We start from the raw sequence: 25,312 nt of genomic DNA on the forward strand, positions 1-25,312 counted from the left end.
AGATTTATACTTACCTGTCAGAACCGTATGGTGAACCATAGTGATACGTTTTGCTATTGTAGGAACTAGTTGGATAACCCGTCAGTTCATTGATGCCGCCCATGAAAGTGGGAAAATGAAATTGACCGCCATCTATTCACGTTCGCCAGAAAATGCCCGACAGTTTCAGACCGATTATCTGGTTGATGGCCTATACACATCACTGGAAACCCTGGCCGGCTCTGACATCATTGATGCAGTTTATATTGCCAGCCCCAATTCCTTGCACTGCGAACAGGCTCAATTATTCCTGCGTCATGGTAAACATGTCATCTGTGAAAAACCGCTGGCATCAAACCTCAATGAAGCGGAGCAGATGATTACCAGCGCCAGGCAGCATCATGTGGTGTTATTCGAGGCGTTTAAAACCGCCTATCTACCAAATTTCAGTGTAATTACTCAGGCCTTACAGCGTATCGGACGGTTGAGAAAAGTGGTTCTCAATTACTGTCAATACTCATCCCGTTACCAGCGATATCTGTCAGGCGAGAATCCCAATACGTTTAATCCGGCCTTTTCCAACGGCTCAATTATGGATATTGGTTACTACTGTCTGGCGTTTGCGGTTTCGCTGTGGGGCAAGCCACGTAGTGTACAGGCCAGCGCCACATTACTTGAAAGTGGTGTCGATGCCCATGGCAGCGTCATTCTCAACTATGGCGACTTTGATGTGAGTATTGTACATTCCAAAGTCAGTCAATCCGCTAGTCCAAGTGAAATTCAAGGTGAAGACGGAACACTGCTCATTGAAAAGCTATCGGAATGTCAGCAGGTACTGTTAGTTTCCCGTGATGGGAAACGGCTGGATCTGTCTCAACCGCAACATATTAATAGCATGCTGTATGAAGCCGAAGTCTTTAGCACGTTGGTCGCCAATAGTGAGGTTAACCATGTTGCACTGGCCCGTTCCCGTGCCGTAGCTGCGCTGCTGACGGAAATACGTCGGCAGACAAGGGTAGTATTCCCGGCCGATACCCTCACCTCCGGCAACGGAAAGTAATATCACTATCGCGATACTTCAGCAAAGTGAACAAATTTCACCCGCTGGAGGATAGTTACTGCATATCTCCAACGTCGGTTCTTCTTCTGATAACGCGCTGACTATCATGGCTATCGTCCTCCTGTAGCGGAGGCTCTTTACGTATTTTATTGTGCTTTCTGTCCAAAAAAACGCGACTTTCCTTTCCTCAAACTTATATTTTCATATACTGATACACGCAAACGCACTTGGTAACAGGTCATAAAGTCATCCAGTTCCGTCAGAGAAGGCAAGCCTGTTAATCACAATCATTTCTCACAAGCGGTACCACCGTTAATATTATGAAAACACAATCAAGATTTTTTAATTATCTGATTCAGGGAAGTCTGGTAAAGCAGATCCTGATAGGACTGGCACTTGGCATTATTTTGGCCTCGGTTTCCAAGCCAGCGGCCATTGCAGTAGGGTTACTGGGAACGTTGTTCGTTGGGGCACTTAAGGCTGTAGCACCGGTATTGGTATTGATGCTGGTTATGTCCTCTATCGCCAACCATAAGAAAGGCCAGAAGACCAATATCCGTCCAATTTTGGCGTTGTATATCATAGGTACGCTCTGTGCAGCATTGGTGGCAGTAGTTCTGAGCTTTCTTTTTCCGTCCGTACTGACACTCCACGCACAAGCGACCGATGTGGTTCCGCCATCAGGCATCGTCAGCGTCCTTAAAGGCTTGCTGATGAATGTGGTGGCGAACCCAATCAATGCGTTGCTGAATGCTAACTATATCGGCATTCTGGTATGGGCTGTAGGTCTGGGTGTCGCATTACGTCATGGTTCTCAAACCACCAAAACCGTTGTCACTGACATATCTCATGCGACGACATTTATCGTGCGCGTAGTTATCCGTTTTGCTCCGCTAGGGATATTTGGCTTGGTCTCATCCACACTGGCGGCAACCGGCTTCAGCGCTCTGTGGGGCTACGCCCATCTGTTGGCTGTTCTGATCGGCGGGATGTTGATGGTTGCATTGATTACCAATCCATTGATTGTTTACTGGAAAATCCGGCGTAATCCATATCCACTGGTCTGGACCTGTCTGCGTGAAAGTGGGGTAACCGCTTTTTTTACCCGCAGTTCTGCCGCTAACATTCCCGTCAATATGGAGCTGTGCCGTAAACTGAATCTGGATGAAGACACCTACTCTGTTGCCATTCCGCTGGGTGCCACTATCAACATGGCGGGCGCAGCGATTACCATCACGGTGCTAACGTTGGCAGCTGTTCATACACTGGGCATTCAGGCCGATATCCCTACGGCTTTGTTGTTAAGCGTAGTTGCATCCATTTGTGCCTGTGGTGCTTCGGGAGTCGCTGGCGGTTCTCTATTACTGATTCCGCTGGCATGCAGCATGTTCGGTATCTCCAACGATATCGCTATGCAAGTGGTGGCGGTGGGATTCATCATCGGTGTATTGCAGGATTCAGCAGAAACTGCCGTCAATTCATCCACCGACGTAATATTTATCGCGGCAGTTTGCCAGGCTGAAGACACTCACCAGACAGAGCAGGAGCGTTTGGACGTACTGTAATCTTTTCCAGGGTAAGGGACTTTTCCTTACCCTGTTCTACATGCTGATCAGGCATGTTTCGATACTTGTTTTTCCACTTTAAACGGATCGATACCTCTTCGTTGCATACGTCGGAAACGAATAATATTAAAGCCATTCATCAGCAGGAAACTGCTTTCAATCAATGATCCGCCAATCGATCCTAACCAGATATTGTGCATAACCCACATTGCTGTGGCACACCATATAATGCAGCGCGTGGTCAAGCCATGAGTACGAAACAATGCCCAGGTGCTGGCTACGGTAGCGATAATAGGCAGTAGTTCCATCGGATGCTTTAACTCAGACAAGCCAAACACCAGTGTCAGGACGATAAAGACAAACATCACCGCAATATTGTTAGTTTTCAGAGTAATGAGTGTGCGGATGGAATTCAGCGTGGCGCTGATGCCCGCAGAATTTGCCCCCATTAGAAAAAAATGACAACCAATAACCACACTGTAAAGCGAGAGCTGAATTTTGAATTTTTTATCGTCACGGTTGAAAAACATGGTGATACCGACAAAAAAAGCCAGTACCCCTACTGCCTGGGCAAACCAGTAGTATGTCATGATCCCTGCCTTGGAAAGTGTGACAAAAACGAACGGCGCTTTACAAAACGCCGTTTTATTTTATTCGGAATCGGATGAATTTACAACGTCACACCACTCTTGAATATTGCCAGTTCGCGGAAATCATTGACTTCGTTTCTGGTTTGTTTGCCGTTAGCGATCTCAACAATCAAATCCACAAACTGCGCCAACAACTCATCCATTGGCATGCCATGAATCAAGCGACCCGCATCAAAATCAATCCAGTGTGGTTTTTTCTTCGCCAACTCGCTATTGGTCGCCAATTTTACCGTTGGAACGAAACCACCATAAGGCGTACCCCGCCCCGTACTGAACAGTACCATATGGCACCCGGCTCCAGCCAGGGCGCTGGTCGCTACCGCATCATTCCCCGGAGCACTAAGCAGATTAAGACCCGGTGTATGTAACCGCTCACCATACTTGAGGACATCAACAACATTACTTTGCCCAGCTTTCTGCGTACAACCCAACGACTTCTCTTCCAGTGTAGTAATACCACCGGCTTTATTACCTGGTGAAGGGTTCTCGTAAATCGGCTGATCGTGGGCAATGAAATATTGCTTGAAATCGTTGACCATATTCACCGTTTTCTCAAACGTTGACTCATCACGACAGCGACTCATCAGGATACGCTCTGCACCAAACATTTCCGGCACTTCCGTCAATACGGTCGTCCCGCCATTGGCTATCAGGTAATCAGAAAAACGGCCTAGCAGCGGGTTAGCGGTAATCCCGGATAGCCCGTCAGATCCACCACATTCCAGACCAAACTTCAGCTCACTGAGTTTACCGGCTTCACGGCAATCGTTGCGCATAACCTGATAAAGCTGATGCAGACGTTCAACGCCGGCTTCCACCTCATCATCCTGTTGCTGACAAATCATAAAATTGACGCGCTCTGCATCATATTCACCCAACGTGGTACGAAAAGTATCAACTTGATTGTTTTCGCAACCCAGACCAACGACCAATACCGCACCAGCATTCGGATGACGTACCATGTTCTGCAACATAGTACGGGTGTTTTCATGATCCTGCCCCAATTGTGAACAGCCAAACGGATGGCTGAACAGATAGACACCATCAATCCCCTGAGCATCATTTGTTTCTTTCAGAAAACGCTGCTGGATCTGGCGGGCAATACCATTCACACACCCAACAGTAGGCAGGATCCACAATTCATTACGAATACCGACCCCCCCATTTTTGCGGCGATAAATCTGTACCTCACGGTCATCCATCTGTGCCGGCAGAGAGATAACCTCCGGTTGATACTGGTATTCATCCAGATCGCTCAGGTTAGTCTTGGCATTTTGCGAATGGATGTGTTCACCGGGAGCAATAGCGACCAATGCATGACCGATGGGCAACCCGTATTTAATAATCATCTCCCCCGGCATAATGGTGGCCAACGCGAACTTATGTCCGCGTGAAACGGGCTGTGCCAACGTTAAGGTGATATCATCAATCGTTACCGTTTCATCCTGCACCAAATCGCGCAAGGCTACGGCAACATTGTCCAAAGAGTGAATTTTAATGATGCTTTGCATGGATAAGCCTTTTGCGATTAGCAGTAACTCTCTAGCGCCGCACGCATACCGCGTTCAACGATAGATTGCAGTTGTTCAGTCACCTGCTCCAGCAGTCCCGGCACATTAGTCAGGTCCTGTTCCCAATGTTGAGCATTACCTAATACCGCAGTAACCACTTGTGCCAAGGTAGTAGTATTGTCTTTTACACCACCCCATAGCGCCTGATAATGTTCCAACCACTGCGCATCATCCTGTAATGGGTAACTCTCTCCGTTACGCTCGCCACGGTAAAAAGCGATCAACGCCGCCAGAGCAAAAGTAAGACGATGCGGCAACTCTCCGTTACGCTCACGGTAGGCCAGCAATTGCGGCAGGATACGGGTACGGAATTTTGTCATGCCGTTCAGTGCAATAGACAACAACTGATGCTGAATAAACGGGTTTCTGAATCGGCTTAATACCGCTTGGGCAAACGACATCAATTCGTCGTGCGGCAAGTCCAATACCGGAACAATTTCTTCGGCAATGGTTCTTTCCACAAATTTACCAATCTGGGCATCATTCATGGCCTCACCAACAGTATCCAGGCCCGCCAGAAACGCAACCGGTACCAGCGCCGTATGAGCACCATTGAGAATCGCCACCTTACGTTCTTTGTAGGGTTTGATGTCATCTACGATACGTACATTCAGGTTCAGTTTATTAAGGCGTAGTTCTTCCGCCAACCACTGTGGTCCCTGAATTACAAACAGATAAAAATATTCGGCAGTATCCAGGAATGTATCCTGATAACCCAGTTCCTGTTGCAGCGCCTCAACTTCGGCTCGCGGATAACCGGTGACGATACGGTCGACGAGTGTAGAGCAGAACGTATTATGTTCATTCAGCCAGACGGTGAACGCCGCTGGCAGTTCCCATTGCTTGGCATAACGCAATACCAGTTCTTTCAGTGCTACACCGTTGTAATCGATCAATTCACACGGCAGTAATATCCAGCCTTTGTCCGCTGCTCCGGCAAAATGGTTGAAGCGCTCATACAGCAACCGACTCAGTTTGGCCGGGAAGCTGGCAGGTGGCGTATCGGTAAGGCGGTCTTCAGCATGATAGCTGATACCTGCTTCTGTCGTATTGGAGAAAACAAAACGAATGTTAGCATCATGCGCCAACGCCAGATATTCATCGAATTGGCGGTAAACATTGATTTCACGATTAACAGAACGAATCAGTCGCGGTTCACGTACCGCGTCCCCTTGTTCGTTAAGCCCACGGATAATCGTGGTATACAGACCATCCTGAGTATCAAGAGCAGGTGGGAAATCAGTGTCTATCGGACGAACCACCACAACACCCGCATCCAAATCGGTATGTTCGTTTAACAAGTCCAGTTGCCAATCGATAAAAGCGCGAAGGAAATTGCCTTCGCCAAATTGAATGACGCGATCAGGGTGATGACGGCCAGGAAAATCACGGCGATTTAACGTTTGCATTAACAATGCTACCTCATGACATGAATAACAATCAGGGATAGGGTTGATACAAACCATCACTACCCCAGAACAGAAATCGTGGACAGGGCACCGTTAATGATGCCCGTTTTTACCCTTACAACTCGATGGCGAAATAACGCTTGGCGTTATCAAAACAGATGTTTTTTACCATTTCGCCCAGTAGCGGCAGGTCAGCTGGCGCTTCCCCGTTTTCTACCCAATGGCCAACCATCTGGCACAGAATGCGGCGGAAATACTCATGGCGGGTATAAGAAAGGAAGCTGCGGCTGTCTGTCAGCATACCAACGAAACGACTCAACAGGCCTAACTGAGCCAACTGCGTCATCTGACGTTGCATACCGTCTTTCTGGTCATTGAACCACCAGCCGGAACCGAACTGCATTTTCCCCGGCATACCCTCACCCTGGAAGTTACCAACCATCGTACCGATTACTTCGTTATCCCGCGGATTCAGGCAATATAGGATGGTTTTCGGCAGCAGGTTTTCTTCATTTTGTTTGCTAAGCAGACAGGACAGTTCCTGGGCTAACGGGCGATCGTTGATCGAATCAAACCCCACATCCGGCCCCAACAGCTTGAACTGACGTAGGTTGTTATTACGCAGTGCACCAATGTGATACTGCTGGACCCAACCGCGACGTGCGTATTCCGCGCCCAGCCATACCAGTACAGCTGTTTTGAACTGCGCCACTTCATGTTCATTCAGGATTGCACCGGACAGACGGCGCGCCAGAATGCTATCCAGCGTGGTTTCATCCGCTTCGGCGAACAACACAACATCCAGTGCATGATCAGATACTTTGCAGCCATGCGCAGCGAAGTGATCCAGCCGCTTGGTCAATGCTGCCTGCAAATCACTGAAACGACGGATATCGGTATCAGACACTTCACCAAGCTTCACCATATAATCGTTAAAGGTCGGTTGTTCGATATTGAACGCTTTGTCTGGTCTCCAGCTTGGCAAAACCTTAATAGAGAAACTGCTGTCTTGGGAAATCGTTTTGTGATGCTGCAAATCGTCAATCGGATCGTCGGTAGTACCGACCATTTTCACATTCATCTGCTGCATAATGCCGCGAGCTGTAAATTCATCTCGTTCCAGCAAGTCATTGCCACGCTGCCAGATAGCTTTGGCTGTCGCCGGTGACAACAGCGTACCGGTGATACCAAACGGACGACGTAATTCCAGATGTGTCCAGTGATATAGCGGATTACCAATGGTGTGAGGAACCGTTGCTGCCCAAGCCTCAAATTTTTCCCAGTCGCTGGCATCACCGGTACATAAACGTTCCGCTACACCGTTAGTGCGCATAGCACGCCATTTATAATGGTCACCCTTCAACCAGATGTCATACAGATTTTTAAAACGATAATTCTCAGCAATCTGCGCCGGCGGCAAATGACAGTGATAATCAAAGATAGGTTGATCAACCGCATATTCATGATACAGACGACGAGAAAACTCGGTGTCTAACAAAAAATCTTCACTCATAAACTGGGGCATATTTCGCTTCCTCACAATGCTTTTACCAACCAACGTGGTTGTTCTCACAAAGATATCACACCAATTATGTTCGATAACTTATCTCATTAGTGAGGTCATGATCGCAAAAAAAAGGCATTCTGCCGTAAAAAGCCGCATTCCTTATGCATAAACCCACTTTATGAGCACATCAGGACCCGTTTTTTTATTCCGTATGAAAATAATGGTTTTGTGATATCACTCAATTTTTAAATTGGTATGACAAATTATTGTAGCGCTGTATGACACAGGGATTCAATCTCAATATTGTCAACAAGGTTGGTTTTCCTACTAAGAAAACGATGACGTAGATAACAAGACAACTATGCAACCCGCCATTCGGACAAACAATCACCGCATGGTTTAACGCTCGGTAGCTGCCATGGTTTACATCTTTATGTCGGAAATGATGTTTTAGTGGAAAGTTATACCAGCGAGTCGACAAAAAAAACTATTCATCCCGTCACTTTCGGCGTGGTTTGTACAACATCGTGGCAGTACTTGTTCCGCTGCGATGATTTAACTCGGAGAGATTTTTGAAATGCGTAAAATTAAAGGGTTACGCTGGTACATGATCGGCCTGGTTACCATCGGTACCGTACTCGGATATCTGACGCGTAACGCAATTGCGGTCGCCGCACCAACGTTGCAGGAACAACTTCATATTACTACCCAGCAATACTCCTACATCATTGCTGCCTATTCTGCCTGTTATACCATCATGCAGCCCATCGCAGGCTATGTACTGGATATGCTTGGCACCAAAATAGGCTATGCCGTGTTTGCCATCTTATGGGCGCTCTTTTGTATAGGAACCGCGCTGGCAAACAGTTGGGGTGGGTTGGCTGTTGCTCGTGGCGCGGTCGGTATGGCTGAAGCAGCCATGATTCCAGCAGGTTTGAAAGCCAGCAGTGAATGGTTCCCGGCCAAAGAGCGTTCCGTCGCCGTAGGCTACTTCAATGTAGGTTCTTCTATCGGTGCAATGATCGCTCCACCACTGGTGGCCTGGGCCATTATCATGCATAGCTGGGAGCTGGCGTTTATCATTACCGGTGTATTAAGTCTGGTCTGGGCATTAAGCTGGCTCTATTTCTACAAACACCCTAAAGATCAGAAGAAACTGAGCGATGAAGAACGGGATTACATTCTGAGCGGTCAGGAAGCACAGCACCAAACCAACAACGCCAAGAAAATGTCTGCCTGGCAGATTATACACAACCGTCAGTTCTGGGGTATCGCCTTACCGCGTTTTCTGGCTGAACCGGCTTGGGGTACATTCAACGCCTGGATCCCATTGTTCATGTTCAAGGCCTATGGCTTTAACCTGAAAGAAATCGCCATGTTTGCCTGGATGCCGATGCTGTTTGCAGACCTGGGCTGTGTTATCGGCGGCTATCTGCCCATGCTGTTCCAGAAGTATTTCAAGGTTAACCTGATAGTCTCCCGTAAACTGGTCGTCACCATGGGTGCCGTGTTAATGATCGGCCCAGGGATGATCGGTTTGTTCGCCAGCCCTTATATCGCCATCGCACTTCTGTGTGTCGGTGGTTTTGCCCACCAATCACTTTCTGGCGCACTGATTACCTTGTCCTCAGATGTGTTTGGTCGTAATGAAGTTGCTACTGCTAACGGTTTAACCGGTATGGCTGCATGGACGGCAAGCACAATGTTTGCTCTGGTGGTGGGTGCGCTGGCGGATACGATGGGCTTCAGTCCACTATTTGCCGCACTGTCCGTGTTTGACTTGCTGGGTGCCATCGTTATCTGGACCGTACTGCAAAACCGCCCAGCAGACGAAGTTGCTGCAGAAAAAACCATATTACATGCTGCGCACTAACACTGATAAATTTTAGTTTCCTGCCCCTCATCCGGTATCATCTGATGCCGGATGAACCTTCCGCATATATTTCTACCACAATGAATAACTGTGACCCGTGATATTGGTTGCAACTGAGGATAAGTGGTATAACAAATTATTTCAGCGTTCAACAAAGATAGTATCCGTAGCACTAATAACCAATTAGAGCCCGTCATCTATCTAAAGGCAGGCATCATGGCACTCACAGAATCTCGACGGCTTTATCAACAATTAGCAGCAGAATTAAAACAGCGTATTGAAAACGGTGTTTATCCGGTTGGCGAAAAATTACCGGCTGAACGTTATATTGCTGAAGAAATGAATGTCAGCCGCACAGTAGTGCGTGAAGCAATTATCATGCTGGAAGTTGAGGGTTATGTTGAAGTCCGCAAAGGCTCGGGCATTCATGTCATGTCCAATCAACAACGCCACCTCTTGCCTTCCAGCAGTGAAACCGAGTTTATTACCGCAGGTCCGTTTGAGCTGCTTCAGGCCCGTCAATTGATCGAAAGCAATATTGCGGAATTTGCGGCGACACAGGTGACTCGGCAGGATATCTTACAATTGATGGAAATCCAGGAGTACGCCCGGCAGGAAGACCGCTTCCGCGATTCAGAGTGGGATCTGAAGTTCCACGTACAGGTTGCTCTGGCCACGCAAAACTCAGCAATGGCGACCATTGTGGAAAAAATGTGGAGTCAGCGTGTACATAACCCCTACTGGCGCAAGTTGCACGAACACATTGACGATCGATCCATTGAAAGCTGGTGTGAAGAACACGATCAAATTCTGAAAGCATTGATCCGTAAAGACCCTTATGCCGCTAAGCTCGCTATGTGGCAACACCTGGAAAACACTAAGCAGATGCTTTTTCGTGCCACTACCGATGACTTTGAGTTCAATGTTGATCGCTATATGTTCGCTGAAAATCCAGTAGTACATCTCGATCAAATGCCCCACAGTAAACCCTGATTTTTCCTGCTTTTGCTCCATCTTTGTGGAGCAAAACATTCATTAGTCATCTAGTTTTGTCAGTAAGTGTAAATATTACATGGTTCACCTCTCCTCCCCCAATAAACAGCGCCCCATAGACCTTCCAACGAAATATTCCCCTGTCTCATTTCCACCTATTTTGTTACAGTTAGAACTCCTTTTTTACGATTAATCGGCCGTGATGGCATAAAACCGCTGAAATAAGATGTCGCTTTCAATCAGGCAAGACTAAAACACCATGTATCAGCGACATTGAGCGTAAAAAATAAAACACCATCGGTTAATGAAACGGACAACAGAATTAATAAAACATGCCGAGACATGCGAAATACGCCACCCGATGAATAGAAGACTGATTACCCTAACGTGGTCCCATCAATGCCGCAGTACAGGAATACCGGATGGATATAATTAAAGAACTTTTGCACGCACTTTGGCACCAGAATTTCGAGGTACTTGCCAATCCAAAATTGATCGGCACAGTCTATCTATTGCTATTTTTGATCCTGTTTCTGGAAAACGGTCTACTACCTGCTGCTTTTTTACCAGGTGATAGCCTGCTGATTTTAGTTGGTGTGTTGATTGCTAAAGGCACGATGAATTATCCCTTTACTATCCTGTTACTGACTACCGCCGCCAGCCTCGGGTGCTGGGTCAGTTATATCCAGGGGAAATGGTTAGGGAATACGCGCATTGTTCAGGGCTGGCTGTCACATTTGCCTGCACATTATCATCAACGCGCACATCAACTTTTCCATCGTCACGGTCTTTCAGCACTACTTATTGGCCGCTTTTTGGCATTTGTGCGTACACTATTACCCACCATTGCAGGGCTGTCCGGCTTGAATAGCACCCGCTTTCAGCTGTTTAACTGGATCAGTGCATTACTGTGGGTATCCATTCTGGTTTCATTGGGTTTTGCGTTAGGGAAAACACCGATATTTCGGAAATATGAAGATGAGCTGATGTTCTGCCTGATGTTACTGCCACTGTTGTTACTCTGCATCGGGCTCGCTGGATCGTTAATCGTTCTTTGGCGTAGGAAACGAACCATCAATGCTGGAAAAGGAAATTGAGATGATCGCCCACTATCTAAAACACAAACATGTCTGGCGTATCCTGTTGGTCGTGTTACCCGCCATTATCCTGACACCTTCGTCACGACACCCACAGGATGATGCGATGTTACACATCACGCCACAGTATCAGGGCGCGACACTTCCTGATGGTTTTTATATCTACCAGCGGTTGAATGAGCGGGGAATCGGTATCAAAAGCATTACTCCTTCCAATGACAGCATTATTGTTCGTCTTTCTTCACCAGAACAAAGCAGTGCGGCACGTGAAATATTGAGTATGTCGCTCCCCCAGGTGAATGTGGTTACACAGGCACCAGATCCAACACCTTTCTGGCGACATAAACTCATTCAGCAACAATCCAAACTGGGTTGATTTTCTCAACCTTATACCTGTTTTTTCTCTTTAGACCATTCTTGGCGTCTTGTTCCCATCTTCCTGTTTTTTGCCCACAACATTGCCTGCTATCAGCACTATATTGACTGTCCGTTTTACTGCGTTCTATTGGAATTATCATGATGCGCGACCAGGCAAGTCGAGAAATTTTGAACTATAGTTAGGTTTTAAGATTCATCATATTAGGGAGTTCTCACATGACTCAAGAATCAAGCTCTGACCAATTACGCGCGGAATTGCGCTCATTGAGTGACACACTGGAAGAAGTGCTGCGAACTTCCAGTGACAAATCCAAAGCTGAAATGGAAAAACTACGCGGAAAAGCAGAAACAGCGCTCAAAGAATCACGTGAACGACTGAATAATGCCGGAGAACACATCGCCACCCAGACTCGTGAAGCAACTGCGCACGCGGAAGAATACATTCGTCAGAACCCCTGGACTGGCGTTGGGATCGGTGCAGCAGTCGGTATTGTACTGGGTATACTGTTGGCTCGCCGCTAGTACTATGACAGAACAACAACGACAAGGTCCTGCCAGTCGCGCCATCACCTCAGCCCAGCGTATCATTACGATTATAGTCGGAATGGTAGAAACCCGGGTCCGGTTAGCGGTCATTGAGTTGGAGCAGGAAAAAACAGCGCTGATCCAGTTACTGTTGGTGGTCGAGCTGACACTGCTATTTACTGTCTTTGGCTTAATCGGCTTAATTACACTGATAATATGGAGTGTAGAACCTCAATACCGTCTCATGACTCTTGGCTGGATTACTGGAAGTCTGTTTATTCTTGCGCTGATCGGTGGAATCTGGACGCTCAGGCATATTCGTAAATCGACACTGCTGAAAGCAACCCGCAAAACGCTGGAAACTGACCGATCATTGCTTGAAGGTAAATCAAAATGAACCGTCGTCTACAGTTAGAACAGGAAAAGGCACATTTGCTCCGCACCATTGAACAGCAACGTCTCGACCTGTCTGCTGAAAAGACACGTTGGCTGTATTCCACCCGCCACGCTGACCACTATTGGCGCATGATGATGGACGTACGTAAATACCTGATATTAGGATCTGGACTCGCGGTGCTGTTAGGCTTCAAACACCGTGGACGGTTAAACCGATGGTTACGCAAGGCGGTTCGTATTGGGGAAGCGGTAATGCTTATTCGGAACACCTTCACCAACCACTCGTGACACCTGCTTCATTGTTGCTGCATACTACCTATATCTCCCGGATATAGGTACTTTCTCTTATCGCCCGCATAAATAGTCAATTTTTCTGAAAAAAAACGACAGTTTTACTTACTGGCTTATCGTTTCTCCTACATCTAATATCATCATCGCCTGTTACAGGCATCCGCTTGATATACGCTATTGCTGGATGAATGACTTATAACATCGTACCGGCTTGCACAAAATAATTGGAGATAATGTTGATGAAAAAATTAGACAATAGCCTGCTGCTGATCGCCCGTATTTTAATGCCAATACTCTTTATTGTTGCTGGTTACGGCAAACTTGGTGCCTCGTACGCGGCAACTCAGCAATATATGCAAGCGATGGGTGTTCCCGGTACGCTGCTTCCATTAACCATCCTGCTGGAGTTGGGTGGTGGGCTGGCAGTATTGTTCGGTTTTCTAACCCGTACTACAGCACTATTCACCGTTATCTTCGCCTTGCTGACCGCTTTTCTCTTCCACAGTAATTTCGCTGTAAGCGTAAACCAAGTAATGTTCATGAAAAACCTGACCATTGCAGGTGGTTACCTACTGCTATTCGTGACTGGTCCGGGTGCTTTCAGCATTGACAACTTACTGAATAAAAAGTGGTAGAAACGGCATTACCCCGCCGGTATTGCCTTTATTTTACAAATGCCATGGTGGTAAACGGATGAACGTTGCTGTCATGGTTTCATGTATTTTCAGGAAGGTACTCAAAATGGGACAATTAGTTGATGGTGTATGGCATGACACATGGTATGAAACTCGGTCGACCGGTGGCCATTTCAAACGCCCGGAAACATTTTACCGCAACTGGGTTACACCTGATGGTAAACCAGGCCCCACAGGCAAAGGCGGTTTTAAGGCTGAGTCCAGACGTTACCATTTATACGTGTCGCTAGCCTGTCCCTGGGCACATCGCACACTGCTATTCAGAAAATTAAAAGCACTGGAAGAACACATTGAGGTCTCGGTAGTACATCCGTTAATGCTGGACCAGGGCTGGACATTTAATACTGACTTTCCCGACGTAACAGGGGACAAGCTTTATCAGCACGAATTCCTTTACCAGCTCTATCTCCATTCACTGGCTGATTACAGCGGACGCGTTACCGTTCCCTTACTGTGGGACACGCAACAACATACTATTGTCAGCAACGAGTCCGCTGATATCATCCGCATGTTTAACAGCGCTTTTGATGATGTTGGTGCTGCGCCTGGTGACTACTATTCGCCAGCACTGCGTCAGCAAATCAATGAGTTAAATGAATGGATTTATCATCAGGTAAATAATGGTGTCTATAAAGCAGGGTTTGCAACCAGCCAGACTGCTTATGATGATGCCGTAACCAACTTATTTTCTGCATTGGATAAACTGGAAAACAGGCTCAGTCATCAACGTTACCTGACAGGTGAACGGCTCACGGAAGCTGACCTTCGCTTGTGGACAACACTGATCCGTTTTGATCCTGTGTACCATACCCATTTCAAATGTGACAAACGCCGCATAACTGATTACTTCAACCTGTACGGTTTCGTAAGGGATATCTACCAACTACCTGGCATCGCCGAAACAGTAAACATGGATCATATCCGTCACCACTATTACCGCAGCCACCCCACCATCAACCCACACGGCATCATTTCCATTGGCCCCGAAAGATCATTTTCTGATCCACATGATCGATCCACCCGATTTTATGAATAATTTTTAGGATAACCGGGGGAATAGGAAAGTAAAAAACACCCGTACGGCCCCTTGAATCTACCGTGCAATGTAGATTCAAGAGGGTTATCTACAAGTAGTAAAAGGAGTACCCAATACTCCTTTTACTTAATGATGAATAACCATCACTTCTGAATAAGCAATTTTGGAATCTCACGTAAAAACCAGGACTTTGCCTCCCCCATACTATCCCGTCGCCACGCCATAATAATCTGACTTTCAAATGTGTTCTCCGGGCTGACAACTCGCAACCGTCCCTCAGCGATATCTTGAGCCACCATATCATAAGGCATAGTTGCCACACCTAACCCGGCCAGCAGTGCGCGGCGTTTATCATCCATAGAACTTACGGTAAGACGAGGTTGTTTATCCAACAGTTGTACTGTCAGTACCGGACGTTCACGCGCAGTATCCGCAATAGCAATCCCCCGGTATTTAACACGAGTAACCTCGGACAACGGCTCTGGTTCATCATGAATTGGATGGCCTGGACTTGCTACACAAACACTTTTCATCAAATACAGTTTACGTGTATTGATTTCAGATGATGCGCGGAAATGCATGTCGGGTGCGATGACAATATCGGCCCGACCTTGTTCCAGACGTTCCCAGGCACCGGCCAGCACCTCCTGAATTAGCGACACTTGGGTGTTGGCCTTCAAGGACAGCTTATTCAGTAACGGAAATAATCGTTCAATCGGAACCAGTGCTTCAATCACAATCGTTAAATGCGTTTCCCATCCACGCGCCAGTGCTTCTGCATCAGTAGTGAGCTTATCCGCCGCATCCAGCAAAATACGTCCGCGTTCCAGCAGCATCCGACCAACATTGGTGAATTTGGTACGATGTCCGGAACGGTCAAACAGAACCACATCCAGCTCATCCTCCAGTTTTTGCATGGTATAACTCAGGGCTGAAGGCACCCGCCCCAATTCGTCCGCTGCAGCGGCAAAGCTTCCCCGACGGTCTATGGCATCCATGACCCTTAAAGCTTCTAACGTTAATGCCCGCTCTTTTGCCATTTTATACTCATTCAGAATTTTTGAACGTACAGACCAGATTAACTGGCTAACAATCCAGCGTCCAGCCAATTACTATCTAATACATGGATAATTTTACAGGCCGAAGACCATGATCATTAGCAAAGCAGCAGAACATTGCGGTCAGGCTGACTATGGCTGGTTACAGGCACGTTATACATTCTCTTTTGGTCACTATTTTGACCCCGAACTACTAGGTTATGCTTCTTTGCGCGTGCTTAATCAGGAAGTCCTTGCCCCTGGCGCGGCTTTTCAACCTCGAACCTACCCACAAGTAGATATTCTCAATATTATATTGCAGGGGGAAGCCGAGTACCGCGATAGCAACGGTAACCATGCCAGAGCAAAAGCAGGCGATGCGCTATTATTGGCCACGCAGCCCAATGTCAGCTATAGCGAACATAATGCTTGCCATAAAACATCACTTACGCGCCTGCAATTATGGCTGAATGCCTGCCCCACACAAGAAAACCGCACCTTGCAACGGCTCTCGCTGGATAAAAAAGGCTGTCATTTGCTGGCGTCCCCCGAAGAAACTCAGGATCAGCATAGTCTGTACTTACGTCAGCAAGTATGGATCTATCATCTGGATCTCAATATCCATGAGCAAAACACCATTACACTAAACGGTAATCGCGCTTATTTACAGTCAATAAATGGAACAATGCGAATTAATGGCATCACGCCAGAAAATAGCAAAACGTTGCATTGTGGTGATGGTGCCTTTATCCAGCAGGAAGCAAAAGTAACCGTTCTGGCGGAAACGCCAATGCGAGCACTGCTCATCGATCTGGTAGTCTGATACTCGGACCAGGTTGTCTTTTCGGTGTTTTTGTCCAGGCATGATAAGATAAATCATAATGCTCTCAGACATGCTTCGGGGTTACTGCAATGGATTCAATCAATCCGGGAAAACTTCTTGCCTTGGCCGAACAGCTTTGTCAGCAGCGCTGTGTGCGCCTGACACCTCAGCGGCAGGAGGTTCTGCGTTTGATGGCGCAACAGCCTGGCGCTATCAGTGCTTACGATTTACTGGATCTGCTCCGTGTTTCTGAACCCCAGGCAAAACCACCTACGGTTTACCGTGCTCTCGATTTTCTACTGGAACAGGGATTTATTCATCGGGTCGAGTCCACTAACAGTTATGTGTTATGCCATCATTTCGAAGAGCATAATCACACATCCGCATTATTTATCTGTGACCGATGCGGCCAGGTAACGGAGCGGCAAACAGTCGGTGTCGAGGAAAACCTTCAGCAATTGGCTAAGCAGTCAGATTTCATTTTGCGTCACAGTGTGGTGGAAGCTCATGGATTATGCAGTGCATGCCAGCAAGTTGAATCATGCGACCACCGAGAAAATTGCAATCACGATCACAGTATCACCATTAAAAAACGATAGTTGCGGCTCAATTTTCCTATCCCTCGAGTATTCCGCTGTGAACCATATAATCAATGTCCGCTAAGTACCGGTGGATGATTTAAAATTTATATTTTTGGAGAACTCATTAGAAAGTAAAAACTGTAAGAGGAATTGCTGAAATAGATGGCTGGTAAAAGGAGGAGAATAAGTAAAATAACGGCATCTCACTTGAAGACGCACCCGCCCATATTAGAAGAGCGAGCGCTACATTTTAAAGGCCGAGATGAATAAAGGAAATGAAGGAATATATCAGTTCCAATCGCTGTTACGAATGACACCAACCGCCAGTCCTTCAATAGAAAAACTCTGTTCACGCAAGTCAACAACAATAGGTTTGAATTCTCTGTTTTCCGCCAGTAACTGTATGATGTTACCTTGTTTTTTCAGACGTTTAACGGTAACTTCGTCATCAATACGCGCCACAACAACCTGACCATTATATACATCTTGCGTTTTATGCACGGCCAGTAGATCACCATCCAGAATACCGATATCTTTCATCGACATTCCGCTGACTCTTAGCAAAAAATCCGCACTCGGTTTAAACATGGATGGATCAACCTGATAATGGCACTCAATATGCTGTTGAGCCAGCAAGGGCTCACCGGCCGCAACCCGGCCAATCAAAGGCAATCCAAGATCTTCTTCTTCCATCAACAAGCGGATACCACGGGACGCGCCGGTAACAATCTCGATCACACCCTTGCGTGCCAGTGCCTTTAAATGCTCTTCTGCGGCATTAGGGGAACGGAATCCCAACTGCTGCGCAATCTCTGCCCGTGTAGGCGGCATACCGGTTTGTGAGATATGATCACGGATAAGATCATAAACCTGCTGTTGTCTGGCTGTTAACTCTTTCATCCCGCCCCCTGGTTGTTTATACAGTTTAGCTGTGAGTATATACAGGGAAGGTGTCGATGGGAACCTTGATATTGCCATTCAGCGCTTTTTTCTCCGATTCTGGAAGCCGTCATGCAAAATGATTCCACAGTAGTGAGATCCAGACGACAGCAGCCAACAAACAGGCGACGAAAACAGCTGCCGAGCCAATATCTTTCGCCCGTCCCGATAATTCGTGATACTCCAGCCCCACTCTGTCGACTACCGCTTCGATAGCGCTATTGACCAATTCAAATAATACAATCAGTACAACTGACCCGATGAGTAATAGCCTTTCAATTGTTGAAACTGGCAGCCAACAAGCAATAATAATAGAGGCAAGAGTGAGTAATGACTCCTGACGAAATGCAGCTTCATGCCGCCAGGCCTGCTTCAACCCCTGGAGGGAATATCCCGTTGCTTTGATAATACGGGTTATTCCAGTTGCTTTATTCATACTTACTCCATTCCTTTATTCGTGATTGAACGCAATTTTAACGCGCTATCATCGTCTCATCACCACAGATCTCCAGTGAGGTTTCTGGTATCCTTGCGGCGAGTTGCTAACAAGAGGCTTCTGGTTGTTATGTCAGGTTGGCGTAGAATTTACTATAACTTACTGAATTTCCCCCTTAAACTCTTGGTAAAGAGTAAGATTATTCCTCATGATCCTGTCGCTGAATTGGATTTGGATCCTTCACGTCCGGTTTTCTATGTATTGCCCTATAACTCTAAAGCGGATCTACTAACGCTGCGGACTAAATGTCTGGCGCTGGGGCTACCAGACCCTTTACAACCATTGGTTATTGATGGTGAAGAGTTGCCCAGCTATGTATTTATTAATGATGGTCCACGAGTATTCCGCTACTACGTCCCCAAGCAGAAATCCATAAAACTGTTTCACGACTACCTGGATCTGCATAGCAGTAACCCGGCGTTAGATGTACAGATGGTGCCAGTTTCAGTGATGTTTGGTCGCTCGCCAGGTCGTGAAAATCAACATCAAGCCACACCACACTTGCGTTTGTTAAACGGCATTGAGAAATTTTTTGCTGTTTTATGGCTAGGACGTGATAGTTTTGTCCGTTTTTCCAGTCCAATATCGCTCCGTTATATGGCGACAGAGCATGGCACTGATAAAACCATCGCTCATAAGCTGGCCCGCGTCGCGCGAATACACTTTGCCCGCCAACGTTTGGCCGCTGTCGGGCCTCGGCTACCAGTAAGGCAAGACCTTTTCAACAAATTGTTGACGTCAAATGCCATCACCAAAGCAATTGATGATGAAGCTCGTGTAAAAAAAATCCCCCATGAGAAGGCGCAACAGAATGCCATAGCGTTGTTGGAAGAAATTGCCGCGAATTTCTCTTATGAAGTGGTACGATTGTCGGACCGGGTGCTGAGCTGGACCTGGAACCGCCTTTATCAAGGGATTAATGTTCACAATGCTGAACGGGTACGCCAACTGGCGCAAGACGGTCACGAAATTGTTTATGTCCCCTGCCACCGCAGCCATATGGATTATCTGCTGCTCTCCTATGTGCTTTATCATCAAGGGTTAGTACCACCCCATATTGCTGCTGGCGTTAATCTGAATTTCTGGCCAGCTGGCCCGATTTTCCGCCGCCTGGGCGCGTTTTTTATCCGCCGCACTTTCAACAACAAACTTTACTCTACCTTGTTCCGAGAATACCTGGGTGAACTATTCACGCGTGGTTATTCCGTAGAGTATTTTGTCGAAGGTGGACGTTCTCGTACCGGACGACTGCTGGAACCCAAAACCGGCACGCTATCGATGACAATTCAAGCTATGCTGCGTGGTGGTACCCGAGCAATCACCCTGGTGCCCGTCTACATCGGCTACGAACATGTGATGGAAGTGGCTACTTATGCCAGAGAACTTCGTGGCGCCACTAAAGAAAAAGAGGGTTTCATACAGATGGTACGTGGTTTGCGCAAACTACGTAATCTCGGACAAGGGTATGTGAATTTTGGCGAACCCCTGCCCTTAATGGCTTACCTAAATTCGCACGTACCACAATGGCAGGAAGCCATTGATCCTATCGAAGTCCAGCGCCCAAGTTGGTTGACACCCACAGTGCAGGACATTGCCATGAATATCATGGTTCGCATTAATAATTCGGCCGCGGCAAACGCCATGAACCTATGCTCTACGGCGCTGTTAGCTTCTCGTCAACGTGCTTTGACCCGCAAGCAGATGGAAGAACAGCTGGAGTGTTATCTGCAAATACTGCGCAATGTTCCTTATGCTACCGACATCACCGTTCCCAACAAAACAGCAGCCGAACTGCTCGACCATGCATTGAGCATGGATAAGTTTGAAGTCGAAAAAGATAATGTTGGTGACATTATCATTCTCCCGCGTGAACAAGCGGTATTGATGACCTACTACCGTAACAATATCCAACACTTGCTGGTATTGCCCTCGCTGATTGCCAGTATCATCATCCATCATCGAACGGTTACCCAGACAGAGCTGTTGCGTCAGGTCACATTGGTTTACCCACTCCTGCAAGCTGAACTTTTCTTGCACTACGAAAAATCCCAATTGAGTGATGTATTGACTGCACTAACAGAAGAACTGGCTAGTCAGCGCCTGATTTTGATAGAAGAAAAAGGGTTGGTACTGAATCCAGCGCGGATAAGAACACTTCAATTGCTATCGGCGGGTATTCGCGAAACCCTTCAACGTTACGCCATTACACTATCATTACTCAGCACAAATCCGAGTATCAGTCGCAGTATGCTGGAAAAAGAGAGTCGTAACATGGCTCAGCGCTTGTCAGTATTGCATGGAATAAACGCACCGGAGTTCTTTGATAAAGCTGTTTTTTCCACGCTGGTTAACACGCTGCGGACAGAAGGTTACATCAATGATACTGGCGATGCCATTCCGGAAAATACGTTGGAAATCTATAGCATCCTGGGGGACATGATCACACCAGATGTCAGACTGACAATAGAAAGCGCCAGCGCGTCAGAGAAATCGGCAACACCGGAAATTCCTCCATCAGTGGCATAAAGCCACATATGACTGCGGTAGTATCCCTACCGCAGTCATTCAATTACAAACCGAGCAAAATGCCGGCAAACAACACCATACCAACGTAATTGTTATTTCTGAAAGCACGGAAACAACTTTCACGCTCACGCCCGGCAATCAATCTCTGTTGGTAAGCAAACAATCCGGCCGCAATCAGCACTGACCAATAAAATATTTCACTTAATCCGGCCAGGTGCCCTAATGCCAGCATGGCCATCAGCGTGAACAACTGTAACAGCCCGACAATCAATGTATCATGACGTCCGAAAAGAATAGCGGTCGACTTGATGCCAATCTTCAGGTCATCGTCACGGTCCACCATGGCATATTGAGTATCGTAAGCGACAGTCCAGCAAATATAAGCCAGGAACATAACCCAGCAGGACACCGGTAATGACTCACTTACCGCCGCATAAGCCATCGGAATAGACCAGCCAAAAGCCATCCCCAGCACAAACTGGGGAAGATGACTGACGCGTTTCATGAAGGGATAAACCCATGCCAACGCCAACCCGGCCACGGAAAGCCAGATAGTCATATTATTCATGGTCAGCACCAGCCCAAAGGACAGCAATACCAACACGATAAACAGCACTTTGGCGGATTGCTCACTGACCGCGCCACTTGGCAATGGCCGCGAAGCAGTGCGTTTGACATGACCGTCAAAATGACGATCTGCATAATCATTAATCACACATCCTGCTGCACGCATCAGAAACACGCCGGCCACGAACACCCATAGTATCCAAGGTTGTGGTACTCCCCGCCCAGCCAGCCACAACGCCCATAGCGTTGGCCATAATAACAGCAGAGAACCTATCGGCTTATCAATGCGCATTAAACGACAATATGCAACCCAGCGTCCTGCCGTTAAACTTCTTTCCAACTCGGTATTCTCCTCTCTGCCGGTCAGAATGTTTTACTGACCATAGAATAAAGTGGGGCATCCGGTAAAAAAAGCTCGGTGATCAACAGCGGATTACCGGAAAGTACCAGGCATGAACGACGAACCCAAAGTGAACCACAACGCCCGAGATGGATAAAATTACGCTTCGGTGGGCCTTGCAAAAACAGATAGCGTCCTAGTGGCGTATTACCTATCTGTGTCAGATCTATCTCAGCCTCTTCCAACGTTTGCTGTGGTATCACCGTGCGACCGAATAACCAGGGTTTCCCATCCCCGAGCAGCGTCACTTCACGCAACCAATAACGGTTGCTTAATGGCAACAGTGGTTGTTCATTCTGCACATCAAGTGTGGAGATAAAATGCTCCGTACTCACGCGGACTGAAAGACGAAGGCAATGCCGTTCCAGACGACGCGTCATAGAATCATTATAGATTAACCAATCAGCAACCGTCGCGGGTACATCAGTAGGCTCACACCACTCCACTGAGCGTAGCTGTGCCAAAGCCTCATCAGACATTTTTCCCTGCTCCACCCGATATGTTTAGTAAATAAAATAAACGCGATCCATTGTAGCGCAGAATAACGGGCTGATAACACGGTCTGAACCAATTGTTAGTGATGTGAATAATATTTGTACAATATTTAACGTGTCAACCAGTGTGGATGACGTGGGTTCGAACATGGTCCTGTGATATCAACGATGAACCTGAACGCAAGAGGGGAAACGTAGCTAAAACAGACCAAATAAAAAACACTACCCGACCTACAGACCGGATAGTGTTTTAATTGTGGCCAAACAGAATGCAACGGATATACCGTGTCGCCATCAGTCAGTGGACGGCGACAGCAGTTATTACATCATACCGCCCATACCACCCATACCGCCCATGCCACCGGCTCCGCCTAAGTCAGCTTTGTCGTCTTTTGGCAACTCGGTCACCATACATTCAGTGGTAATCATCAGACCAGCAACAGATGCGGCATATTGCAGAGCAGAACGAGTTACCTTGGTCGGATCCAGGATACCCATTTCGATCATATCGCCATACGCTTCAGTGTAAGCGTTATAGCCATAGCTACCTTCACCCGCTTTCACCTTGTTCGCAATAACGGAGGCTTCTTCACCCGCATTAATCACGATCTGACGCAAAGGTGCTTCCATTGCACGCAGTGCAACTTTGATACCTACGTTCTGATCTTCGTTTTCACCTTTCAGGCCAGACGCCGTGACAGAAGATGCCGCACGAATCAATGCCACACCACCGCCAGCGACTACGCCTTCTTCAACTGCCGCACGAGTAGCATGCAACGCATCTTCAACACGTGCTTTTTTCTCTTTCATTTCGACTTCAGTCGCAGCGCCAACTTTGATAACTGCAACACCGCCAGCCAGTTTGGCCACACGTTCCTGTAGTTTTTCACGGTCATAATCAGAAGTGGCTTCTTCAATCTGCTGACGAATCTGGGTAACACGACCTTGAATAGTCGACTCATCACCCACGCCATCAATAATGATAGTGGTATCTTTGTTGATCACGACACGTTTAGCCTGACCCAGATCTTCCAGTGTTGCTTTTTCCAACTCCAGACCGATCTCTTCAGAAATTACAGTAGCGGCAGTCAGAGTAGCGATGTCCTGTAGCATGGCTTTACGACGATCGCCAAAGCCTGGAGCCTTAACGGCAGCCACTTTCACGATACCACGCATGGTGTTCACTACCAGAGTAGCCAGTGCTTCGCCTTCTACGTCTTCAGCGATAATCAACAGTGGCTTGCCGGCTTTTGCGACAGCTTCAAGTACCGGGAGCATTTCACGGATATTGGAGATTTTCTTGTCAGCCAACAGGATATATGGGCTTTCCAGTTCAACAGAACCGGTTTCTTGCTTATTGATGAAGTAAGGAGACAGATAACCGCGGTCAAATTGCATACCTTCAACCACATCCAGTTCGTCTTGCAGACCGGTACCTTCTTCAACGGTGATGACACCTTCTTTCCCCACTTTCTCCATGGCTTGAGCAATCAACTTGCCCACAGTTTCATCGGAGTTAGCGGAGATAGTACCTACCTGAGCAATAGCTTTGGAATCAGAGCAAGGCACAGACAGTTTTTTCAATTCTTCAACTGCAGCGATAACCGCTTTATCTATACCGCGTTTCAAATCCATCGGGTTCATACCCGCAGCAACGGCTTTCAGACCTTCATTAACGATGGACTGGGCCAAAACGGTAGCAGTCGTGGTACCGTCACCTGCTGCGTCATTCGCTTTAGAAGCGACTTCTTTCACCATCTGGGCGCCCATGTTCTCAAACTTGTCTTCCAGTTCGATTTCACGCGCAACGGATACACCGTCTTTAGTGATAGAAGGTGCGCCGAAGGATTTATCCAGAACGACATTGCGCCCTTTCGGACCCAGAGTAACTCTCACTGCATCAGCCAGTACATTCACGCCGCGTAACATTTTTACTCGTGCGTCATTACCGAATTTTACGTCTTTAGCTGCCATTGGTTATTTCCCTTAAATTCGTTCAGTTCAGATGATTACACGTGATTAAGCTTCAACAATTGCCAGAATGTCGCTTTCAGACATGATCAACACTTCATCGTTGTCGATCTTTTCTGCCTTAACGCCATAGCCATCATTGAAAATAACGATATCGCCTACTTTTACGTCCAGCGGTTTGACCTCACCGTTTTCCAAAATGCGGCCATGGCCGATAGCCAAGATTTCACCACGAGTGGATTTACCCGCTGCGGAACCGGTTAAAACGATACCGCCAGCAGACTTGGACTCGACTTCTTTGCGTTTAACGATTACGCGATCATGTAGTGGACGAATTTTCATTGATAGCTCTCCTTTGAGAAAGTCCATATCAGTTTAGGTAAACGCCGGATATGCCATCATACCCGGCCTTGTGGAGTTGTAAGTGGGGACGTTTCCATGCGCTTCAAGGGA

Annotated in this window: 25 protein-coding genes; 14 read left to right on the plus strand and 11 right to left on the minus strand. The window is 47.2% G+C overall.

Annotation, left to right across the window (positions count from 1 at the left end):
- The first annotated feature begins 40 nt into the window (after nt 1-40).
- Nucleotides 41-1,039 (plus strand): Gfo/Idh/MocA family protein, encoded by a 999-nt coding sequence (locus CWC46_RS22260; RefSeq protein WP_021014344.1) that lies wholly within the window; start codon nt 41-43, stop codon nt 1,037-1,039.
- 320 nt (nt 1,040-1,359) lie between these two features.
- Nucleotides 1,360-2,604: a serine/threonine transporter SstT gene (gene sstT, locus CWC46_RS22265; RefSeq protein ID WP_021014343.1), complete on the plus strand. Its 1,245-nt coding sequence runs from the start codon at nt 1,360-1,362 to the stop codon at nt 2,602-2,604.
- A gap of 47 nt (nt 2,605-2,651) precedes the next feature.
- On the opposite strand, the gene CWC46_RS22270 is transcribed toward sstT, so the two are convergent.
- The 4 genes from CWC46_RS22270 to uxaC form a co-directional block, all read right to left on the minus strand.
- The gene (locus tag CWC46_RS22270; protein WP_021014342.1) at nt 2,652-3,194 is read right to left on the minus strand and encodes a YgjV family protein; all 543 of its coding nucleotides are present in this window, start codon (nt 3,192-3,194) and stop codon (nt 2,652-2,654) included.
- A gap of 80 nt (nt 3,195-3,274) precedes the next feature.
- A complete protein-coding gene (locus CWC46_RS22275; protein ID WP_021014341.1) occupies nt 3,275-4,765 on the minus strand; it encodes a UxaA family hydrolase in 1,491 nt (496 codons plus the stop codon).
- A gap of 17 nt (nt 4,766-4,782) precedes the next feature.
- Nucleotides 4,783-6,234, minus strand: coding sequence for a tagaturonate reductase (locus CWC46_RS22280; RefSeq protein ID WP_021014340.1), 1,452 nt, complete (start codon nt 6,232-6,234; stop codon nt 4,783-4,785).
- Nucleotides 6,235-6,349: 115 nt separating this feature from the next.
- A complete protein-coding gene (gene uxaC, locus CWC46_RS22285) occupies nt 6,350-7,759 on the minus strand; it encodes a glucuronate isomerase (protein WP_021014339.1) in 1,410 nt (469 codons plus the stop codon).
- 559 nt (nt 7,760-8,318) lie between these two features.
- Here uxaC and CWC46_RS22290 point away from each other — a divergent pair.
- The 9 genes from CWC46_RS22290 (at nt 8,319) to CWC46_RS22330 (ending at nt 15,025) form a co-directional block, all read left to right on the plus strand.
- Entirely contained in the window at nt 8,319-9,614 is a 1,296-nt protein-coding gene (locus tag CWC46_RS22290; protein WP_021014338.1) for an MFS transporter, read from the plus strand.
- 216 nt (nt 9,615-9,830) lie between these two features.
- A complete protein-coding gene (gene exuR, locus CWC46_RS22295) occupies nt 9,831-10,607 on the plus strand; it encodes a transcriptional regulator ExuR (RefSeq protein WP_021014337.1) in 777 nt (258 codons plus the stop codon).
- 422 nt (nt 10,608-11,029) lie between these two features.
- Entirely contained in the window at nt 11,030-11,704 is a 675-nt protein-coding gene (locus tag CWC46_RS22300) for a DedA family protein (RefSeq protein ID WP_021014336.1), read from the plus strand.
- The gene (mzrA, locus tag CWC46_RS22305; protein WP_021014335.1) at nt 11,685-12,080 is read left to right on the plus strand and encodes an EnvZ/OmpR regulon moderator MzrA; all 396 of its coding nucleotides are present in this window, start codon (nt 11,685-11,687) and stop codon (nt 12,078-12,080) included. The genes CWC46_RS22300 and mzrA overlap by 20 nt, the downstream gene beginning before the upstream one ends.
- Nucleotides 12,081-12,298: 218 nt before the next feature.
- Nucleotides 12,299-12,604 (plus strand): ElaB/YgaM/YqjD family protein, encoded by a 306-nt coding sequence (locus tag CWC46_RS22310; protein ID WP_021014334.1) that lies wholly within the window; start codon nt 12,299-12,301, stop codon nt 12,602-12,604.
- Between the two features lie 4 nt (nt 12,605-12,608).
- Nucleotides 12,609-13,004, plus strand: a complete 396-nt coding sequence (locus CWC46_RS22315) for a phage holin family protein (protein WP_021014333.1) — start codon at nt 12,609-12,611, stop codon at nt 13,002-13,004.
- Nucleotides 13,001-13,291: a YqjK-like family protein gene (locus tag CWC46_RS22320; RefSeq protein ID WP_021014332.1), complete on the plus strand. Its 291-nt coding sequence runs from the start codon at nt 13,001-13,003 to the stop codon at nt 13,289-13,291. Before CWC46_RS22315 ends, CWC46_RS22320 begins: the two co-directional genes overlap by 4 nt.
- A 242-nt stretch (nt 13,292-13,533) precedes the next feature.
- The gene (locus tag CWC46_RS22325) at nt 13,534-13,929 is read left to right on the plus strand and encodes a DoxX family protein (protein WP_021014331.1); all 396 of its coding nucleotides are present in this window, start codon (nt 13,534-13,536) and stop codon (nt 13,927-13,929) included.
- A 106-nt stretch (nt 13,930-14,035) separates the two neighbouring features.
- Nucleotides 14,036-15,025 carry a glutathione S-transferase family protein gene (locus CWC46_RS22330; RefSeq protein WP_021014330.1) on the plus strand — a complete coding sequence of 330 codons (990 nt, stop codon included), beginning with the start codon at nt 14,036-14,038 and terminating at the stop codon, nt 15,023-15,025.
- Nucleotides 15,026-15,168: 143 nt separating this feature from the next.
- On the opposite strand, the gene CWC46_RS22335 is transcribed toward CWC46_RS22330, so the two are convergent.
- Nucleotides 15,169-16,065 carry a LysR family transcriptional regulator gene (locus tag CWC46_RS22335; protein ID WP_021014329.1) on the minus strand — a complete coding sequence of 299 codons (897 nt, stop codon included), beginning with the start codon at nt 16,063-16,065 and terminating at the stop codon, nt 15,169-15,171.
- Nucleotides 16,066-16,174: 109 nt separating this feature from the next.
- Here CWC46_RS22335 and CWC46_RS22340 point away from each other — a divergent pair, with 109 nt between their 5' ends.
- The gene (locus CWC46_RS22340; RefSeq protein ID WP_021014328.1) at nt 16,175-16,885 is read left to right on the plus strand and encodes a pirin family protein; all 711 of its coding nucleotides are present in this window, start codon (nt 16,175-16,177) and stop codon (nt 16,883-16,885) included.
- Nucleotides 16,886-16,974: 89 nt separating this feature from the next.
- The gene (gene zur, locus CWC46_RS22345; protein ID WP_021014327.1) at nt 16,975-17,484 is read left to right on the plus strand and encodes a zinc uptake transcriptional repressor Zur; all 510 of its coding nucleotides are present in this window, start codon (nt 16,975-16,977) and stop codon (nt 17,482-17,484) included.
- A gap of 270 nt (nt 17,485-17,754) precedes the next feature.
- On the opposite strand, the gene lexA is transcribed toward zur, so the two are convergent.
- Both lexA and CWC46_RS22355 read right to left on the minus strand, forming a co-directional pair.
- The gene (gene lexA, locus CWC46_RS22350; RefSeq protein ID WP_021014326.1) at nt 17,755-18,366 is read right to left on the minus strand and encodes a transcriptional repressor LexA; all 612 of its coding nucleotides are present in this window, start codon (nt 18,364-18,366) and stop codon (nt 17,755-17,757) included.
- Nucleotides 18,367-18,475: 109 nt separating this feature from the next.
- Nucleotides 18,476-18,841, minus strand: coding sequence for a diacylglycerol kinase (locus CWC46_RS22355; protein ID WP_021014325.1), 366 nt, complete (start codon nt 18,839-18,841; stop codon nt 18,476-18,478).
- Nucleotides 18,842-18,970: 129 nt separating this feature from the next.
- Between CWC46_RS22355 and plsB the strand changes: the two genes are divergently transcribed.
- Nucleotides 18,971-21,427, plus strand: a complete 2,457-nt coding sequence (plsB, locus tag CWC46_RS22360) for a glycerol-3-phosphate 1-O-acyltransferase PlsB (protein ID WP_021014324.1) — start codon at nt 18,971-18,973, stop codon at nt 21,425-21,427.
- A 43-nt stretch (nt 21,428-21,470) separates the two neighbouring features.
- Here plsB and ubiA read toward each other — a convergent pair whose 3' ends face one another.
- The 4 genes from ubiA to CWC46_RS22380 form a co-directional block, all read right to left on the minus strand.
- Entirely contained in the window at nt 21,471-22,334 is an 864-nt protein-coding gene (gene ubiA, locus CWC46_RS22365; protein WP_021014323.1) for a 4-hydroxybenzoate octaprenyltransferase, read from the minus strand.
- Between the two features lie 23 nt (nt 22,335-22,357).
- Entirely contained in the window at nt 22,358-22,873 is a 516-nt protein-coding gene (gene ubiC, locus CWC46_RS22370) for a chorismate lyase (RefSeq protein WP_021014322.1), read from the minus strand.
- A gap of 336 nt (nt 22,874-23,209) precedes the next feature.
- Nucleotides 23,210-24,862 (minus strand): chaperonin GroEL, encoded by a 1,653-nt coding sequence (groL, locus tag CWC46_RS22375; RefSeq protein WP_021014321.1) that lies wholly within the window; start codon nt 24,860-24,862, stop codon nt 23,210-23,212.
- A gap of 45 nt (nt 24,863-24,907) precedes the next feature.
- Complete coding sequence (locus CWC46_RS22380) at nt 24,908-25,201, minus strand: co-chaperone GroES (RefSeq protein WP_021014320.1); 294 nt, start codon at nt 25,199-25,201, stop codon at nt 24,908-24,910.
- Nucleotides 25,202-25,312 lie beyond the last annotated feature (111 nt).

It is taken from the genome of Prodigiosinella confusarubida, from assembly GCF_002847015.1.
GTDB lineage: Bacteria > Pseudomonadota > Gammaproteobacteria > Enterobacterales > Enterobacteriaceae > Prodigiosinella > Prodigiosinella aquatilis.

Coding starts and splice junctions, on each gene's coding strand:
- sstT (WP_021014343.1), top strand. CDS start 1,360: ATGAAAACACAATCAAGATTTTTTAATTATCTGATTCAGGGAAGTCTG.
- CWC46_RS22270 (WP_021014342.1), bottom strand. CDS start 3,194: ATGACATACTACTGGTTTGCCCAGGCAGTAGGGGTACTGGCTTTTTTT.
- CWC46_RS22275 (WP_021014341.1), bottom strand. CDS start 4,765: ATGCAAAGCATCATTAAAATTCACTCTTTGGACAATGTTGCCGTAGCC.
- CWC46_RS22280 (WP_021014340.1), bottom strand. CDS start 6,234: ATGCAAACGTTAAATCGCCGTGATTTTCCTGGCCGTCATCACCCTGAT.
- uxaC (WP_021014339.1), bottom strand. CDS start 7,759: ATGCCCCAGTTTATGAGTGAAGATTTTTTGTTAGACACCGAGTTTTCT.
- CWC46_RS22290 (WP_021014338.1), top strand. CDS start 8,319: ATGCGTAAAATTAAAGGGTTACGCTGGTACATGATCGGCCTGGTTACC.
- exuR (WP_021014337.1), top strand. CDS start 9,831: ATGGCACTCACAGAATCTCGACGGCTTTATCAACAATTAGCAGCAGAA.
- CWC46_RS22300 (WP_021014336.1), top strand. CDS start 11,030: ATGGATATAATTAAAGAACTTTTGCACGCACTTTGGCACCAGAATTTC.
- mzrA (WP_021014335.1), top strand. CDS start 11,685: ATGCTGGAAAAGGAAATTGAGATGATCGCCCACTATCTAAAACACAAA.
- CWC46_RS22310 (WP_021014334.1), top strand. CDS start 12,299: ATGACTCAAGAATCAAGCTCTGACCAATTACGCGCGGAATTGCGCTCA.
- CWC46_RS22315 (WP_021014333.1), top strand. CDS start 12,609: ATGACAGAACAACAACGACAAGGTCCTGCCAGTCGCGCCATCACCTCA.
- CWC46_RS22320 (WP_021014332.1), top strand. CDS start 13,001: ATGAACCGTCGTCTACAGTTAGAACAGGAAAAGGCACATTTGCTCCGC.
- CWC46_RS22325 (WP_021014331.1), top strand. CDS start 13,534: ATGAAAAAATTAGACAATAGCCTGCTGCTGATCGCCCGTATTTTAATG.
- CWC46_RS22330 (WP_021014330.1), top strand. CDS start 14,036: ATGGGACAATTAGTTGATGGTGTATGGCATGACACATGGTATGAAACT.
- CWC46_RS22335 (WP_021014329.1), bottom strand. CDS start 16,065: ATGGCAAAAGAGCGGGCATTAACGTTAGAAGCTTTAAGGGTCATGGAT.
- CWC46_RS22340 (WP_021014328.1), top strand. CDS start 16,175: ATGATCATTAGCAAAGCAGCAGAACATTGCGGTCAGGCTGACTATGGC.
- zur (WP_021014327.1), top strand. CDS start 16,975: ATGGATTCAATCAATCCGGGAAAACTTCTTGCCTTGGCCGAACAGCTT.
- lexA (WP_021014326.1), bottom strand. CDS start 18,366: ATGAAAGAGTTAACAGCCAGACAACAGCAGGTTTATGATCTTATCCGT.
- CWC46_RS22355 (WP_021014325.1), bottom strand. CDS start 18,841: ATGAATAAAGCAACTGGAATAACCCGTATTATCAAAGCAACGGGATAT.
- plsB (WP_021014324.1), top strand. CDS start 18,971: ATGTCAGGTTGGCGTAGAATTTACTATAACTTACTGAATTTCCCCCTT.
- ubiC (WP_021014322.1), bottom strand. CDS start 22,873: ATGTCTGATGAGGCTTTGGCACAGCTACGCTCAGTGGAGTGGTGTGAG.
- groL (WP_021014321.1), bottom strand. CDS start 24,862: ATGGCAGCTAAAGACGTAAAATTCGGTAATGACGCACGAGTAAAAATG.
- CWC46_RS22380 (WP_021014320.1), bottom strand. CDS start 25,201: ATGAAAATTCGTCCACTACATGATCGCGTAATCGTTAAACGCAAAGAA.